General features: G+C 73.2%; 16 protein-coding genes. 12 read left to right on the top strand and 4 right to left on the bottom strand.

The features are described 5' to 3' along the window. The first annotated feature begins 45 nt into the window (after positions 1-45). Complete coding sequence (locus ASG94_RS01240; RefSeq protein WP_056924629.1) at positions 46-720, top strand: hypothetical protein; 675 nt, start codon at positions 46-48, stop codon at positions 718-720. Here ASG94_RS01240 and ASG94_RS01235 read toward each other — a convergent pair whose 3' ends face one another. After that, a complete protein-coding gene (locus tag ASG94_RS01235; protein ID WP_056924628.1) occupies positions 721-2,232 on the bottom strand; it encodes an ATP-dependent DNA ligase in 1,512 nt (503 codons plus the stop codon). A gap of 90 nt (positions 2,233-2,322) precedes the next feature. Between ASG94_RS01235 and ASG94_RS01230 the strand changes: the two genes are divergently transcribed. Further along, positions 2,323-2,943, top strand: coding sequence for a hypothetical protein (locus tag ASG94_RS01230; RefSeq protein WP_235537081.1), 621 nt, complete (start codon positions 2,323-2,325; stop codon positions 2,941-2,943). Position 2,944: 1 nt separating this feature from the next. Here the strand turns inward: ASG94_RS01230 and ASG94_RS01225 are convergent, their stop codons facing one another. Next, positions 2,945-3,814, bottom strand: coding sequence for a tryptophan 2,3-dioxygenase (locus tag ASG94_RS01225; protein WP_056924626.1), 870 nt, complete (start codon positions 3,812-3,814; stop codon positions 2,945-2,947). A 39-nt stretch (positions 3,815-3,853) separates the two neighbouring features. Between ASG94_RS01225 and ASG94_RS01220 the strand changes: the two genes are divergently transcribed. The 3 genes from ASG94_RS01220 to ASG94_RS22105 all read left to right on the top strand — a co-directional run bounded on the left by ASG94_RS01220 (position 3,854) and on the right by ASG94_RS22105 (position 7,554). Beyond that, positions 3,854-4,807, top strand: a complete 954-nt coding sequence (locus ASG94_RS01220) for a DNA-3-methyladenine glycosylase family protein (RefSeq protein WP_056924625.1) — start codon at positions 3,854-3,856, stop codon at positions 4,805-4,807. Between the two features lie 84 nt (positions 4,808-4,891). Further along, entirely contained in the window at positions 4,892-6,610 is a 1,719-nt protein-coding gene (locus tag ASG94_RS01215) for an FAD-dependent oxidoreductase (protein ID WP_056924624.1), read from the top strand. Further along, positions 6,607-7,554, top strand: a complete 948-nt coding sequence (locus ASG94_RS22105) for a hypothetical protein (RefSeq protein ID WP_200958000.1) — start codon at positions 6,607-6,609, stop codon at positions 7,552-7,554. Before ASG94_RS01215 ends, ASG94_RS22105 begins: the two co-directional genes overlap by 4 nt. On the opposite strand, the gene ASG94_RS01205 is transcribed toward ASG94_RS22105, so the two are convergent. Continuing rightward, complete coding sequence (locus ASG94_RS01205; RefSeq protein WP_056924623.1) at positions 7,514-8,758, bottom strand: phospholipase D-like domain-containing protein; 1,245 nt, start codon at positions 8,756-8,758, stop codon at positions 7,514-7,516. The two genes, ASG94_RS22105 and ASG94_RS01205, sit on opposite strands and share 41 nt — an antisense overlap. Positions 8,759-8,838: 80 nt before the next feature. Between ASG94_RS01205 and ASG94_RS01200 the strand changes: the two genes are divergently transcribed. Genes ASG94_RS01200 through ASG94_RS01185 form a run of 4 tightly spaced genes read left to right on the top strand, consistent with a single transcriptional unit; the run spans position 8,839 to position 13,262 of the window. After that, a complete protein-coding gene (locus ASG94_RS01200) occupies positions 8,839-9,423 on the top strand; it encodes a dihydrofolate reductase family protein (protein ID WP_056924622.1) in 585 nt (194 codons plus the stop codon). Between the two features lie 43 nt (positions 9,424-9,466). Further along, on the top strand, positions 9,467-10,666 hold the full coding sequence (locus ASG94_RS01195) for a hypothetical protein (RefSeq protein WP_056924621.1): 1,200 nt from the start codon (positions 9,467-9,469) through the stop codon (positions 10,664-10,666). 54 nt (positions 10,667-10,720) lie between these two features. Further along, positions 10,721-12,847: an excinuclease ABC subunit UvrB gene (uvrB, locus tag ASG94_RS01190; protein ID WP_056924620.1), complete on the top strand. Its 2,127-nt coding sequence runs from the start codon at positions 10,721-10,723 to the stop codon at positions 12,845-12,847. A 49-nt stretch (positions 12,848-12,896) separates the two neighbouring features. Further along, positions 12,897-13,262 (top strand): MmcQ/YjbR family DNA-binding protein, encoded by a 366-nt coding sequence (locus ASG94_RS01185; RefSeq protein WP_056924619.1) that lies wholly within the window; start codon positions 12,897-12,899, stop codon positions 13,260-13,262. Between the two features lie 19 nt (positions 13,263-13,281). Here ASG94_RS01185 and ASG94_RS01180 read toward each other — a convergent pair whose 3' ends face one another. Continuing rightward, the gene (locus tag ASG94_RS01180; protein WP_056924618.1) at positions 13,282-13,827 is read right to left on the bottom strand and encodes a DUF1707 SHOCT-like domain-containing protein; all 546 of its coding nucleotides are present in this window, start codon (positions 13,825-13,827) and stop codon (positions 13,282-13,284) included. A gap of 41 nt (positions 13,828-13,868) precedes the next feature. On the opposite strand from ASG94_RS01180, the gene ASG94_RS01175 reads away from it, so the two are divergent. From ASG94_RS01175 to ASG94_RS01165, 3 genes are all read left to right on the top strand, one after another. Continuing rightward, a complete protein-coding gene (locus ASG94_RS01175; protein WP_056926206.1) occupies positions 13,869-14,420 on the top strand; it encodes a hemerythrin domain-containing protein in 552 nt (183 codons plus the stop codon). A gap of 78 nt (positions 14,421-14,498) precedes the next feature. After that, positions 14,499-14,999 (top strand): hypothetical protein, encoded by a 501-nt coding sequence (locus ASG94_RS01170; RefSeq protein ID WP_056924617.1) that lies wholly within the window; start codon positions 14,499-14,501, stop codon positions 14,997-14,999. Between the two features lies 1 nt (position 15,000). Then, entirely contained in the window at positions 15,001-15,549 is a 549-nt protein-coding gene (locus tag ASG94_RS01165; RefSeq protein ID WP_056924616.1) for a hypothetical protein, read from the top strand.

Below are 15,549 nucleotides of genomic sequence, written 5' to 3'. Positions count from 1 at the left end.
CGCCGGGGCGCGTTCCGCGAGCCGTCAGCGGGCAGGATCGGGCCCATGACGTCCCAGCCTCCCACCATCGTCTCCGTCGCCGAGTACGACGGCGAGGAGGCGATCCGGGTGCGGGCGACGCAGCTCGGCACCGGGTACTCGGCCTCAGCCGCCCGTCGTGTCGTGGCGGACTGGGTCACGTTCCTCGCGGCGGGGTCGTCGCCGATCAGGCGACTGGAGCTCACCAGCCGGACTCCGGCACGGCTGTTCGAGGCACTGGCCGGGCAACAGCAGCTGGAGTCCCTCTCGGTGAAGTGGGGTGACTACTCGGACCTGTCGCCCCTGGGCGGCATGTCGCACCTGCACGACCTCTCCCTGCGAGGCGCGTCGCGGGTGACCACGGTCGAGCCGCTCGCCGTCCTCCCGGAGCTGCGGTCGCTGGCCATCGAGGGCTTCCGGGAGATCGAGCACCCGTCACCGATCGGTCGGTTGACGACCCTGACGAGGCTCGAGCTCGGTGGCAGCTGGACGACGCCGAGGAACGCCCACCTGCCGTCCATCGGCTTCCTGCGCGAGCTGCGCGTGCTCACCGACCTGCTGCTCCACACGGTCGTCGTCGACGACAAGGACTATTCGCCCCTGATGGACCTCCCACGCCTGGAGCGGGTCCGGGTCATGGCGGTCGACGGCATGGATCCGTCCATCGAGGACCTCACGGCGAGCCTGCCGTGGGACGGCTGATCAGAGGAGTGCGCGCACGTCCTCGATCGTGTCCGCCTCGTGCGCCTGCTTGTCGTCGCGGTAGCGCAGCACCCGCGCGAACCGCAGGGCCACACCGCCGGGGTAGCGGGTCGAGCGCTGCAGGCCGTCGAAGGCGATCTCCACGACCTGCTCGGGACGCACGTGCACGACGTACTCGCTGCGGTCGGCGGGGGATGTCGCCAGCTCGGTGAAGCGCTCGGTCTGCCAGGCGAGCATCTCGTCGGTCATGCCCTTGAACGTCTTGCCCAGCATGACGAAGCCGCCGCCCTCGGGGTCCCGGGCACCGAGGTGGATGTTGGAGAGCCAGCCCCGCCGCCGGCCGCTGCCCCACTCGACGGCGAGCACCACCAGGTCGAGGGTGTGGACCGGCTTGACCTTGATCCAGCCGGCACCGCGGCGACCGGCCTCGTAGCGGGCGTCGAGGTCCTTGACGACGACCCCCTCGTGGCCGGCGGCCAGGGTGGCGGCGACGAACTCCCGGGCCGCGTCCGCGTCGTCGGTGACCAGCCGGCCGACGCGGTGCTGCTCGGGGACCAGGCCGTCGAGGACCGCGAGGCGCTCGTGGCCGGGCTCGTCGAGCAGGTCGCGGTCGTCGACGTGCAGGACGTCGAAGAAGTACGGCGCGACGACGCCGCCGCCGGCCTGTGCGGTGCGGGACGAGGTCTCCTGGAAGGGCCGGGGGCGGCCGTCGTCGGCCAGCACCAGCGCCTCGCCGTCGAGGACGAACCGGCGCGCGGGCAGCGAGCGGGCGATCTCCACGACCTCGGGCAGCCGGCCGGTGATGTCGTCGAGGCTGCGGGTGACCACGAGGACCTCGTCGCCGTCGCGGTGGACCTGGATGCGGATGCCGTCGAGCTTGGCGTCGATGGCGACCGGGCGGCCGGCCATCTTGTCGAGCGCCGCCGCCACGTCGGGGGCGCTCGAGGCCAGCATCGGCAGCACTGGGCGACCCACCTCCAGGCCGATGGCGGCCAGCGCCTCCTCGCCCCCGTGGAAGGCGGCGACCGCGGCGGCGAGGGTGCTGCCGGCGAGCATCGCGGCGCGGCGGACGGACGCCAGGGGGACCTCCGCGACCGCGGCCACGGCCTCCTGGACCTGCGCGTCGAGGGCGCCCTGCCGGACCTCGCCGGTGACGAGGCCGCGCAGCCACGCCTGCTCGTCGACGGTGGCGCGGCCGAAGAGGTCGGCGACGGCAGCCTTGCGCCGCGCCTGGGACCCGGCGCCGGCGATCCGGCTGATGTCCTCGAAGGTCTGGTGCACCTCGCTCACCGTCAGGGTCGGTGCGTCGGCGGGCTCCGGGAGGTCGCTGACGCCGCGCCACCCCAGGCCGGTGCGCCGCTGGCGCAGGGTGCCGCCGAGGTAGGCCACCACGGTCTCGAGCTCGTCGGGCTCGGCGCGCCGCAGCGCCGCGGCGAGGGACTCGGCCTTGGCCTTGCGCGAGCGGGTGGCGCCCACGGCCTGCGAGGTGGCGACGAGGTCGGCGAGGAACATGGGGCCATCCTGCCTCCGACCACCGACAACGGGGCTCACCCGCCGGGACCGTCGGGCCACGCCGTTCGCCGGGGTGGCACGATGCGGCGCGTGCGGAGGACGACGAGGGTGCGGGAGCGCTTCAGCGGCCGGATCGCCGGCGTCGGCAGCGCGAGCGGCGTACGCGTCGTCGTCGGCCGCTGGGACGACGGCCCGTGGGGACCCTTCGCCGACCTGATGGTCGAGGACGCCGCGGGGCACCGGGTGCTCCTCGCCCCCGACGAGCGCACCCGGGACTTCGTGTCCGCGACCTACACCTTCGACGAGGTCGTCATCGCGCCCGTCGAGGTCCGCGACACCCAGCACGGGTGGCGGGTGGGGTCGGGACCGCTGGCCCTGGACCTGACCATCGGTGGCCGCACTCCGGTCGGCGTGCTGCTGGGGCTCGTGCCGGCCCGGGTCGCCACCTCGCCCGCCTGGTGCGCCCTGACGGACCCGGTCGCCCGGGTGGTGATGCGTGGCGTCCGCACCCGCGGGACCGCGGGTCAGGAACGCCGGGAGTGGTACGGCGCGACGTCGGCGCGGGCGGTGACGGCGCTGGCCGGCACGTGGCACGGCCGGGACCTCGGCGCGCTCGCGCCCGTCGACCCGCCGTGCCGCTTCGGCTTCTCCTCGGCCCCGCGCCGCCCGTCGGTCACCGACGTGGTCACCACGATCGAGCGCGGCGCCTGACTCACTCCCCGACGCGCGTGCGCACCGCGAACAGCTCGGGGAAGAACGTCAGGTCCAGCGCCCGGCGCAGGAAGTCGACGCCGCTGGAGCCGCCGGTGCCGACCTTGTGGCCGATGGTCCGCTGCACGACCTGCAGGTGGCGGAAGCGCCACTGCTGGAAGTTGTCCTCCACGTCGACCAGCTCCTCGCAGGTCTCGTAGATGCCCCAGTGCTCCGACGGCGCGGCGTAGACGGTCGCGAAGACGTCGACGAGGCCGGGGGAGAGGGCGTGCGGGACGGTCACGTCGCGGTCCAGGACGTCGGCCGGGACGGCGTACCCCTGCCGCGCGAGGAGGCGGAGGAACTCGTCGTACAGCGAGGGCTCGGCCAGCAGCGCGGAGAGCGCGCCGTGCGCCGTGGGGTCGTGGCCGAAGACGCGGACCATGTCGGCGTCCTTGTTGCCGAGCAGGAACTCGACCTCGCGGTACTGCGCGGACTGGAAGCCCGACGAGGTGGCCAGGAAGGGCCGGATCTCGGCGTACTCGCTCGGGGTGAGGGTGGCCAGCACCGCCCACTGGTCGGTGAGCACCCGCTGGATGTGCTTGACCCGGGCCAGCCGCTTGAGCGCGGGCGCGAGGTCGTCGGAGGCCAGCAGGTCCCGCGCGGAGCGCAGCTCGTGGACCATCAGCTTGAGCCACAGCTCGCTGGTCTGGTGCTGGACGATGAACAGCAGCTCGTCGTGCTGCGGCGGGTCGCTCTGGGGCCGCTGGGCGGCGAGGAGCAGGTCGAGGCGCAGGTAGTCGCCGTACGACATCTGGCTGCTGAAGTCGCGCTCGATGGTCGGCTCGATCTCGCGCCGGTTGCCGCTCTCGCCGGTCCTGGATTCACCCATGGCAGGAAGGTAGTCGGTGGGGTCGTCTACCGTCGCGGTGTGGGTGAGGCACTGACCAGGGAGTGGCGGCCGGAGTGGCCGTGCGACGCGACGTCGGTCCTGGCCCAGCAGCGGCGCGGGGCCGGGGACCCGACCCAGCGCACCGACCTGCGCGGGCGCGTGTGGCGCGCCACCCGCACCCCCGACGGGCCCGCGACGCTGTGCGTGGAGCCGCGTCCCGCCGACGGCGTCGTGGTCGGTACGGCGTGGGGCGCGGGCGCGTCGTGGGTCCTGGAGTCCATGCCCTCGCTGCTGGGCGCGGCGGACGACCCGGAGGGCTTCGAGCCGCTCCACCCGGCCGTGGCGGAGGGCTGGCGGCGGCGGCCGCACTGGCGCCTGGGCGCCAGCCGGCGGGTCATGGAGGCGCTGGTGCCCTCGATCCTGGAGCAGAAGGTGACCGGCAAGCAGGCGTTCGGGGCGTTCCGCCAGCTGGTGGTGCGCCACGGCGAGCCGGCTCCCGGGCCGGCCGCGGTGGTCGGGGAGCTGCGCCTGCACGTGCAGCCCGAGCCGGAGGCGCTGGCCCGGATCCCGTCCTGGGAGTGGCTGCGCCTGGGCGTCGAGCCGGCCCAGTCCCGCACCCTGGTCACCGCGTGCCGGGTCGCGGCCTCCCTCGAGCGGCTGGTCGACGCACCGCCCGCCGAGTTCGACCGGCGGATCCGGTCGGTGCGGGGCATCGGCGTGTGGACGAGCGCCGAGGTGCGCCAGCGGGCGCTGGGTGATCCCGACGCCGTGAGCTTCGGCGACTACCACCTGGCCAACCACGTCGGCTGGGCGCTCTTCGGGCACGACATCACCGACGAGGAGTTGGCCGTGGCGCTCGAGCCCTACCGTCCGCAGCGCGGGCGGGCCGCCGCGCTGGCGTGCGCCGGCGGGCAGTCCCGGCCGCGACGGGGTCCGCGGATGAGCGTCCCGACGCACCTGCCCACCGGCGGCACCGGGCGTCGTACGCCCTGACGACCCCCATTTGTGGGGTCGCTGCGACCCGACCGCGCGAGTAGCGTCGACGCCACTGCTGGAGGCGTCGGAGGGGGGCCCACCATGGAGGACCTCGATCCCGTCCTGCTGCTGGCCACCACCGACCCCACCTCCCGCGAGGTGCTCGCCGCGGAGCTGCGCCGGCGCTACGGCGGCGACTACGAGGTCGTCGTGTGCGCCGACTACGCCCACGCCCGTGCGGTGCTGGAGGGGTTGCGGCGGTGGCACCGCCAGGTGGCCCTGGTCATCGGCTGCTACGGCCCCGGCGACCGCGACGGGCTCGACTTCCTGCGCCGCGCCTACGCCCTGCACCCGTCCGCCAAGCGGGTGGTCGCGGCGGTCTGGGGTGACTTCGAAAGCACCTCCACGGTCTTCGCGGCGATCGCGCACGGCCATGCCGAGCTGCTGGTGCTGCGGCCGGAGCGACGCCGCGACGAGGAGTTCCACGGCGCCCTGGTCGACGCCCTCGACGACTGGCACCTCGCCCAGGGCATCGGCTTCGAGGCGGTGCGGCTCATCGGGGAGCAGCGCGACGAGCGCACCCACTCCCTGCGCGACTCCTTCGGGCGCAACCACATCCCGCTCGCCTTCCACGACGCCGGCACCGACGCGGGCCAGCGGATGCTGGCCGACCTCGGCCTGGAGGACCCGGACCTGCCGGTCGTGGTCCTGGCCTTCACCTCGCCGCCCACGACGCTCGTCGCGCCCACCGACCTGGAGATCGCCGACGCCTTCGGGCTCACCCGCCCGCCCCCGGCCGACCACGTGTACGACGTCGTGGTCGTCGGCGCCGGTCCGAGCGGCCTCGCCGCGGCGGTCTACGCCTCCTCGGAGGGCCTCTCCACCCTGGTCGTCGAGCAACAGGCGGTGGGGGGTCAGGCCGGGACCTCGTCGCTGATCCGCAACTACCCCGGGTTCTCGCGCGGGGTCAGCGGGGCGCACCTGGCCTACCGCTCCTTCCAGCAGGCGTGGGCCTTCGGGACCGAGTACTCGTTCATGCGGCAGGTCCAGGGCCTGGGCGCGGAGGGGATGCTGCGCACCGTCTCGATGTCCGACGGCAGCGTGGTGCGGGGCAGGAGCGTGGTGATCGCCACCGGCGTCGACTACCGCCGCCTCGACGTCCCCGAGCTCGAGGGGCTCGTCGGCCGCGGCGTCTACTACGGCGCCGCCGTCTCCGAGGCGCCGTCGATGACCGGACAGGAGGTGTACGTCGTCGGCGGGGGCAACTCGGCAGGCCAGGCGGCCCTGCACCTCGCCCGCTACGCGCGCCACGTCACGCTCCTGGTCCGTGGTCCCACGCTGGCCGCGAGCATGTCCGACTACCTCATCGCCCAGCTGGAGGCGACCCGCAACGTCGCGATCCGCTACCGGTCGGCCGTGCTGGGCGGACGCGAGGCCGACGGCTGCCTGGCCGGCCTCACCGTGGGGGACCCGCGCGGCGGCGGGACCGAGGAGGTCCCCGCGGCGGGCCTCTTCGTGCTCATCGGGTCGGTGCCGCGCACGTCCTGGCTGCCCGACGAGGTCGCCCGTGACGACGCCGGCTTCGTGCGCACCGGCCCCGACCCGGCCGACGCCGCCGGGATGGCGCAGGGACAGGCCCGGCTCCCGCTGGAGACCAGCCTGCCCGGGGTCTTCGCCGTCGGCGACGTGCGGTCCGGGTCGATCAAGCGGGTCGCGACCGCGGTGGGGGACGGGGCCACGGTGATCGCCCTGCTCCACGGCTACCTGGCGGCGCACCCGCTCGAGCGGTCCGCCGCCGCGTCCTCGGGGGCGCACCCGTGACCGGGCGGGACGTCGCGGTCGTCCGGCCGATGCGGGTCATCCTGGTGGTGGCCGCGGTCCTGGTGTTCCTGGCCGGGCTCCAGCTCACCGTCTTCCCGCTGCGCACGGCCGACTGGTTCGCCTGGACGATCGACGTGCCGATGACCGCGGTCTTCCTCGGCGCGGCGTACTGGTCGAGCGCGGTCCTGGAGATCGCCGGAGCGCGGTCGCCGGGGTGGGGACGGGCGAGGCTCACCGTGTGGACGGTGCTGGTCTTCACCTCGCTCACCCTCGTCGTGACCCTCGTCCACCTCGACAAGTTCCACCTCGGCCCCGGCTTCGCCACCAGCGCGCGGCTGGTGACGTGGGGCTGGCTGGCGATCTACGCGGGCGTGCCCGTCGCCATGCTCGTGGCCCTCGCCCTCCAGGCGACGACCCGCGTCCCCGGCCCGCGCGCGACCCTGCACCGGCTGCCCGCCGGGCTGCGGCTGCTGCTCGTCGTCCTGGCCGTCGTCCTGCTCGCGGGCGGGGTGGCGCTGCTGCTCGCGCCCGGGTGGGCCGCCGACGGCTGGCCGTGGGCCCTCACCGACCTCACGGCGCGCGCCGTCGGTGCCTGGCTCGTCGGCCTGGGGTGGGCGGCGGCCCACGCCCGGCTGATCGACGACGTCGACCGGGTGCAGCCGCTCGGCCTCACCGGGGTCGCGTTCCTCGTCCTCGAGGTCGTCGCCCTGCTCCGGTACGGCGACGCGCTGGACTGGACGGGAGGGCCCGGCGTCGCCTTCGTCCTCGTCCTGGCCGCGATCGGGGTCGCGGGGACCTGGATCCTGGTGCTCGGCCGGAGCGTGCGGCGTACGCACCGCGACAACAGCGGCGGTGTCGGCGGCAGTGGCGTCGGCGGTGTCGGCGGCGGCGGGGCGGACGAGGTCAGAGAAGGGGACGCAGCGGCGCGAGGACGTACTCGGTGAACTTGCGGTGCAGGTCCCGCGCCTCCCACTCGCCGAGCGTCAGCTCCAGCGAGTTGGACTCGTCGGCCAGGAAGATCTCCTCCAGCACGGCCGCCATCGACTCGTCGATGACCTCGACGTTGATCTCGTAGTTGCCCTGCAGGCTGAGCCGGTCGACGTTGGCGGTCCCGACGGTGGACCAGTTGCCGTCGATGGTCGAGGTCTTGGCGTGCACCATCGCGTCGCGGAAGCGCAGGATGCGCACCCCGGCCTGGAGCAGCTGGCCGAAGTAGCCGCGCGAGATCCAGTCGGCCACGATGTGGTTGGACTTGAGCGGCAGCAGCAGCCGCACGTCCACCCCGCGACGAGCGGCGTCGCGCAGGGCGTCCACGAAGTCCTGGTCGGGGATGAAGTAGGCGTGCGTCATCCAGATGTTCTTGGTGGCGCGGTTGATCGCGTCGAGGTACATCGACCGGATGGGGAAGACCCACAGTCGCGGGACGTTGCGCGCGAAGCGGATCCGCGGCTCCCACACCGAGGCCGTCTCCAGCAGCAACGGGCGCTCGGAGCGGCCGATGCGCTTGCGGCGGTTGAGGTTCCAGAAGTCGGCGAACGCGCGCTTGAGGTCCCAGACCCCGGGGCCGGTGATCCGGACGTGGGTGTCGCGCCACTCGGTCGCGTAGGCGGTGCCGATGTTGTAGCCGCCGACGAAGCCGACCTCCTCGTCGACGACGAGGATCTTGCGGTGGTCGCGGCCGTAGCGGCGCAGGTCCCAGAAGCGGAAGCCCGCCGAGTAGACCGGGTAGCGCAGCACCTTGAGCGACGCCGGGAAGCGCCGGAAGCGCGGGGAGACGACGAGGTTGGCGAAGCCGTCGTAGATGCAGTAGACCTCCACGCCCCGGTCCGCGGCCGCGACGAGGGCGGCCTTGAAGCGCTCGCCGACCTCGTCGCCCTTCCAGATGTAGGTCTCGAGGAGCACCTGCTTCTGGGCGCCGTCGATGGCGGCGAGCATGTCGTCGAAGAGGTCCTGCCCGAAGGTGTACGTCGTGAGGGTGCCGTCACCGACCTCGACGGTCCGCGGCGGCGTGACCGGGAACGGCTTGGGCTTCTTGCCGCGCCGGCGGTAGGAGTCCACCAGGGACAGGGCGAGGGCGAGGAGGAGCTGGAACCCGACGACCGACAGCAGCGTCCGGCGGACGACGGTCAGCACGCGGGCGGCAGTCACACGGACAAGATAGCGACGCCGCGCGAGGGGTGCTCCGGGGCCGGTACGACGCGCCCCACCGTGGCTGGCAGCATGACGGCATGCGCCGACTCGTCTACCTCGTCGCCGTCACGCTCGACGGCTTCATCGCCGGACCCGAGGGAGGGGACCCGAGCGGGAGCGACGCCTTCCCGATCACCCCGGACCTCGTGGAGCTCCTCGCCTCGACCTATCCCGAGACCCTGCCCGGCCCCGCGCGCGCCGCCATGGGGATCGAGGGGCCGGGACGCCACTTCGACACGGTCGTGGAGGGTCGCGCGTCGTACCAGCTGGGGCTGGACGCGGGCCTCGACGACGCCTACCCGCACCTGCGTCACCTCGTGGTCTCCCGCTCGCTGGCCGGGCGCGACGACCTGCCGGTGGAGGTCGTCGCCGACGACCCGCTCGCCCGGGTGCGCGAGCTCAAGGCCGAGGACGGTCTCGACGTCTGGCTGGTCGGCGGCGGCACCCTCGCGCACGCGCTGCTGCCCGAGGTGGACCGCCTCGTGCTCAAGGTCAACCCCACTGTCCTCGGCTCGGGCATCTCCCTGTTCGCGGGCCCGGAGACGTCCGCGCGGTTCACGCCCGTCGACCAGGTCGACCTCGCCGGCGGGGTCCGGGTCGTCACCCTCGACCGCGTCCGCTGACCGAGGCCGGGAACGGCGGGGCCGCCGCGCTCGTCCGACCGGCGTGAGACGCCCACCGCTCCTCCTCGTCCTCGGGCTGCTGGGCCCGTTGCTCGCTGCGCTCCTGGTCGCGTGCGACTCGGGCGCCGAGGTGGTGGACGCGCCCGGACCGGGGAGCAGCACCGACGCCGGCGACGGGTGGGTGCGTCTCCCCGACGCGCCGCTGTCAGCGCGGAGCAGGTCGCTGGTCGAGGCCGTGGGGGACCGGGTGGTCGTCGTCGGGGGGTGGGAGCTGTTGTGCCCGCCCACGGCGGACTGCGCCTTCCCCGAGGAGCCGCTGCACGCCGATGGTGCCGTCCTCAACACCCGCACCGACGAGTGGTCGCCCATGGCCCCGGCGCCGTTCGGCCTCGTGGGGGAGCAGCGGCAGACCGCTGCGCTGGGAGGCTCGGTCTTCACCGTGACCGGCTGCCGCACCGGCATGGGCTGCGCGGGCGCCCCCGAGCTCCTCGAGTACGACGTGGCCGCCGACCGCTGGCACGAGCACGGCCGGGTGCCCGGGTTCCGTTCGTCGTACGTCGCCCTCGTCCCCGTCGGGGACCGACTCGTGGTGCACCGGGCGTCGGACGAGCAGGGTCGTCCCGCCGATCTCGTCTTCGACCCCGGCGCCGGGTCCTGGGACAGGCTGCCGGCCGATCCGCTGCCCGAGGTCTACGACCGGTTCGCCGTCGCGGTCGGCGACGACCTCGTCCTGGCCGGCTCGCCCACGGCCGCCCTGGACGACGGCGGGGTGCCCGACACCAAGCTGCTGGCCCGGCTGGACCTGGAGACCGGGACGTGGACGCGGCTCCCGGACGCCCCGGGCCCCGGCTACCAGCTGTGGGCGGCCGGGGACGAGCTGCTGCTCAACGGTCACTACCGCCCGGTCTGGCTGCTCGACCCGGAGACCGGTCGCTGGCGCGAGGGACCGTCCGTGGAGGGCGATCGCGGCGTCGACGTCTACGGCGCCGTCGACGGCGACCGCTCGACGTACGAGCTCTACTCCGTCGGGTCGCTGGGGAGCGACGGGCGGGCGCGTCTCTACAACGTCGGCACGGGCGACCTGCTGACCGTCGCGGCGCCACCGGGGCGCGAGGACGCGTACGACGACACCTCGACCGCCGTGGGGTCGTCGCTGTTCGTCTTCGGCGGGCAGGAGTGGACGGGCTCCCGCGAGGGGACGCTGCTGCACGACGCCTGGCTCTGGACCCCGCCGGAGGGGTGACCCCCGAGCCTCGCTGCCGAGCCCGTTGTCGGTGGTCGGTCGTAGGCTCGACGCATGCGTCCAGTCACAGACCTCGAGCGCCGCGTCGCCCCCTTCAAGGTCGTCTCCGACTACCAGCCGTCCGGCGACCAGCCGGCGGCCATCGAGGAGATCACGCAGCGCATCCAGGGCGGCGAGCAGGACATCGTGCTGCTCGGTGCGACCGGCACCGGCAAGACGGCCACCGTCGCGTGGGTGGCCGAGCAGCTGCAGCGGCCGATGCTGGTGCTCCAGCCCAACAAGACGCTGGCCGCGCAGTTCGCCAACGAGCTGCGCCAGCTCTTCCCGGACAACGCCGTGGAGTACTTCGTCTCCTACTACGACTACTACCAGCCCGAGGCCTACGTCCCCCAGACGGACACCTACATCGAGAAGGACTCCTCCATCAACGAGGAGGTCGAGCGACTCCGGCACAGCGCGACCAACAGCCTGCTGACCCGGCGCGACGTGATCGTTGTCAGCACCGTGTCCTGCATCTACGGCCTCGGCACCCCGCAGGAGTACGTCGACCGGATGCTGCGGCTGCGCGTCGGCGAGGAGCACGACCGCGACTCGATCCTGCGCCGCCTCGTCGAGATCCAGTACACGCGCAACGACATGTCCTTCACCCGCGGCACCTTCCGGGTCCGCGGCGACACCCTCGAGATCTTCCCGGTCTACGAGGAGCTCGCGGTGCGCATCGAGTTCTTCGGCGACGAGGTCGAGCGGCTGATGACCCTGCACCCCGTCACCGGCGAGGTCATCACCGAGGACCAGGAGCTGCACGTCTTCCCGGCCACCCACTACGTCGCCGGCCCCGAGCGGATGGAGCGCGCGATCAAGGGCATCGAGCTCGAGCTGGAGGACCAGCTGGCCACCTTCGAGCGGCAGGGCAAGCTGCTCGAGGCCCAGCGCCTGCGGATGCGTACGACCTACGACATCGAGATGATGCGGCAGGTCGGGTCCTGCTCGGGCATCGAGAACTACTCGATGCACATGGACGGCCGCTCCCGCGGCTCGGCGCCCAACACGCTGCTCGACTACTTCGCGGAGGACTACGTCCTCGTCGTGGACGAGTCGCACGTGGCGGTGCCGCAGATCGGCGGGATGTACGAGGGAGACATGTCCCGCAAGCGCAACCTCGTCGACCACGGCTTCCGGCTGCCCAGCGCGATGGACAACCGGCCGCTGCGCTGGGAGGAGTTCCTCGAGCGGATCGGCCAGACGATCTACCTCTCCGCCACGCCCGGCAACTACGAGCTCGACAAGGTCGGCGGCGTCGACAACACCGTCCAGCAGATCATCCGCCCCACCGGCCTCATCGATCCCGAGGTCGTGGTCAAGCCGACCAAGGGCCAGATCGACGACCTCATCCACGAGATCCGCACCCGCTCCGACAAGGAGGAGCGCGTCCTGGTCACGACGCTGACCAAGAAGATGTCCGAGGACCTCACCGACTACCTCCTCGACGCCGGCATCCGCACCCGCTACCTGCACTCCGAGGTCGACACCCTCAAGCGCATCGAGCTGCTGCGCGACCTCCGGCTGGGGGAGTACGACGTCCTGGTCGGCATCAACCTGCTCCGCGAGGGCCTCGACCTGCCCGAGGTGTCGCTGGTGGCGATCCTCGACGCCGACAAGGAGGGCTTCCTGCGCTCCGACAAGTCACTCATCCAGACCATCGGTCGTGCCGCCCGCAACGTGTCCGGCCAGGTCCACATGTACGCCGACAAGATCACGCCCTCCATGGAGGCCGCGATCGACGAGACCAACCGACGCCGCCAGATCCAGGTCGACTACAACACCGAGCACGGCATCGACCCGACCCCGCTGCGCAAGAAGATCGCCGACATCACCGAGATGCTCGCCCGCGAGGACGAGACCACCCAGGAGCTCCTCCAGACGTGGGCCGACGTCGGACAGAAGGGCCGGGCCGGTGGGGTCAAGGCCAAGTCGCCGACCCCGTCGCTGTCCAAGATGCACTCGGACCTGCCCGACACGGCCGGGATCCCGTCCAGCGACCTCGCCGAGCTCATCCAGGGCCTCACCGAGCAGATGAAGACCGCGGCCGCCGAGCTCCAGTTCGAGGTGGCCGCGCGGCTGCGCGACGAGATCAGCGAGCTCAAGAAGGAGCTCCGCCAGATGATGGAAGCGACCAAGTGAACGTCCGGCACGCACGCACCGGACCTCCACTCCGGGGTGGCTCGGCCTGATGGACGTCGCCGACCTCGAGGCGCACTGCGCGGCCAAGCCGGGCGCGTGGCCCGACAACCCGTGGGACCACGAGCTGCCGGTCTACAAGGTCGGCGCGGGGGAGCGCGGCAAGATCTTCGCGTTCCTGGGTCGCGACGGCGTCGGCGTCAAGGCGGGGGCCAGCCGGGAGGCCGCCGACGAGTGGCTCGACCGCTACCCAGGGGCGGCCTCGGTGATGGCCTACATCGGCCGGAGCGGATGGAACGACCTCTCCCTGGACGGCACCATCCCCGACGACGAGCTCCTCGAGGCTGTCGACGAGTCCTACCGGCTGGTGGTCTCCAGGCTCCCGGTGAAGGTCCGCCCTGCGGGTTGGGACGGCTGACCCCGGGCGGTCGCCGGGCTCAGTCGTCGCCCGGCCCGGCGTCGGTGTCGGGTCCGAGCTCGGTGGTCCGCTTCCGGAGCAGCCTGCGTTCGTGCCGCTCGACGATGTCCTGCTTCTGCAGCTGGGTGCGCAGCAGGACCGCGGCCTGCGCCACCATCGGGAAGACCGGCCACGGGAAGCCGCCGAACATGACGACGGCCCAGATCGTCCAGCAGATGAGGGAGACGGTGAGCAGACCGGTGACGGCCTCTCGCCGGTCCCGGGCCCAGCGGTCCACGGCCTGGCGGTGCAGGTCGCTCGCGGGCTGCAGCGTGCCCCGGTCGGGGACCGGGAGTCCGGCGGCCGGCACGAGGTCCTCCAGCTGCGGCGGCAGCTCACCGAGGGTCTTCGCCGAGACCACCGCGGCCGCACGGTCGTCGTACTCCTCGCGCGCGAGCCGTCCGTCGGCGTACGCCTCGCCGAGCACCTCCAGCGCCACGTCGCGGTCCCGGTCCGAGGCACGCAGCCCGGCTGCGTCCGCCGAGCGCGGGTCGTGCTCGAAGCGGTCCCAGGAGCTCGACGCCATGCGGCCAGCATAGGCAGCGATCCGCTCGTTACGGTGTGGCCATGAGCACCTCCATCGACCTCGGTCGCCCGGTCTCGGGCGACGTCATCGACCTGATCCTCGACGACCACCGGCGCTTCGAGGCGCTGCTGCGCGACCTGCGCGACAGCACCTCGGACCGCGACGCCGTGCGCCGGGCGCTGGCCGCCCTGCACGTCGCGCACGCCGAGGCCGAGGAGAAGCACATCTATCCCACGCTGAAGCGCAAGGACGCCGTCAGCGAGCGCGAGGCGGAGCACGGCGAGGAGGAGCACGCCGAGGGCCACGAGGCGATGCTCGCCGTGCTGGAGCTCAAGGGCACCGACACGCAGGCGTTCGACGACGCCGTCGAGGAGCTCGCCCAGGCGCTCAACCACCACCTGACCGAGGAGGAGCTCACCATCCTCAACCCGGCCCGCGAGGAGGTCTCCGAGCGGGTGCGCGCCGACCTCGGCGCGGCGTTCGCCACCGAGCGCAACGCCCGGCTGGACGCGGACTGCGGCAACATCGACAACGTCCGCCGGATCGTCGCCGCCGCCGAGCGCGAGGGGCTGCTCGACGACGACGAGGAGTGACCCGGGCGGTCGCCGCCCGTTCGGGCCCGTCACCTGCCACGATGCCCCCATGACCCGACCGAGCGGCGGTGCCGCCTCGTGAGCGCCCGCGTCAACGTCGGCCTGGTGGTGCTGGTGCTCCTCCTCGGCGCCGCGCTCGCCACCCTGGCCCTGCGTGAGCAGGACACGACCGCGGCGGCCCCCGCCGACTCCGTCGCCGTCCGGCAGGACGCTGCGCAGCGGGCGGCCGCCGACCAGGTCCGGGCCTTCCTCGACATCGACCACACCGACGTCGACGCCCAGCTGGAGGAGATGCTCGAGACCACGACTCCGCGGTTCCGGCGCCAGTTCGCCCCTCAGGTGCGCACCATCACGGCCGAGACCCGCCGCCGGCAGTCCACCGCCGACGTCACGCTGCTCCGCGTCGGGCTCAGCAGCTGGGCCGACGGCGCCGCCACCGCCCTGGTCGCGGCGGACACCGCGGTCACGAGCGCGGCCGGTGGGACCGACGGGCGCCGTACCGTGCCATGGCGCATCGAGGTCGACCTCGTCGAGGACGGTGGCCGCTGGCTCACCGACGGCCTGAGGTTCGTGAACTGACGTGCCGGACCAGGCTCCCCGCACCAGCGAGACCTCCGCGCTCGCCAGCCCCTGGCTGACCGCGCTGCTCGGCGTCACTGCCACGGTCCTGGCCGTCCTCGTGGCCCTGCAGGTCCACGACGACCGCCAGACGGCACCGACGCGGGTCGCGACGGGCGCGGCCCTGACCGACGCTGGCGCCCGCGATCGGCTCCTGGACGTGGCGGCCACGGCCGGGACACGGGTGCTCAGCTACCACCACGACACCTTCGACGCCGACGTCACGGCGACGCAGCGTTCCCTGACCGCGGACTTCGCCGACGAGTACGCCGCGGCCATGCAGCAGGTCCGCGCCGACACCGTGCGCGACGAGATCGACCAGGAGACGACCGCCGTGTCGTCGGCCGTCGTGTCGGCCACCGACGCGCGCGCCGAGGTGCTCGTCTTCGCCAACCAGCAGACCACCGCGGGCGCGAGCGGCGCCCGTCGCGTCCGACGCACGCGGCTCGTGGTGCGGCTGGTCCGGGAGGAAGGTCGCTGGACCGTGGCAGGGGTCACCGCGCTCGGCTAG

This window comes from Nocardioides sp. Soil805 (assembly GCF_001429625.1).
GTDB lineage: Bacteria > Actinomycetota > Actinomycetes > Propionibacteriales > Nocardioidaceae > Nocardioides.
This window is presented reverse-complemented; position numbering and strand designations above follow the sequence as displayed.

Bases quoted from the DNA above. Each gene is read 5' to 3' on its own strand.
- ASG94_RS01240 (WP_056924629.1), top strand. From the start codon at position 46: ATGACGTCCCAGCCTCCCACCATCGTCTCCGTCGCCGAGTACGACGGC.
- ASG94_RS01235 (WP_056924628.1), bottom strand. From the start codon at position 2,232: ATGTTCCTCGCCGACCTCGTCGCCACCTCGCAGGCCGTGGGCGCCACC.
- ASG94_RS01225 (WP_056924626.1), bottom strand. From the start codon at position 3,814: ATGGGTGAATCCAGGACCGGCGAGAGCGGCAACCGGCGCGAGATCGAG.
- ASG94_RS01215 (WP_056924624.1), top strand. From the start codon at position 4,892: ATGGAGGACCTCGATCCCGTCCTGCTGCTGGCCACCACCGACCCCACC.
- ASG94_RS01200 (WP_056924622.1), top strand. From the start codon at position 8,839: ATGCGCCGACTCGTCTACCTCGTCGCCGTCACGCTCGACGGCTTCATC.
- uvrB (WP_056924620.1), top strand. From the start codon at position 10,721: ATGCGTCCAGTCACAGACCTCGAGCGCCGCGTCGCCCCCTTCAAGGTC.
- ASG94_RS01185 (WP_056924619.1), top strand. From the start codon at position 12,897: ATGGACGTCGCCGACCTCGAGGCGCACTGCGCGGCCAAGCCGGGCGCG.
- ASG94_RS01180 (WP_056924618.1), bottom strand. From the start codon at position 13,827: ATGGCGTCGAGCTCCTGGGACCGCTTCGAGCACGACCCGCGCTCGGCG.
- ASG94_RS01175 (WP_056926206.1), top strand. From the start codon at position 13,869: ATGAGCACCTCCATCGACCTCGGTCGCCCGGTCTCGGGCGACGTCATC.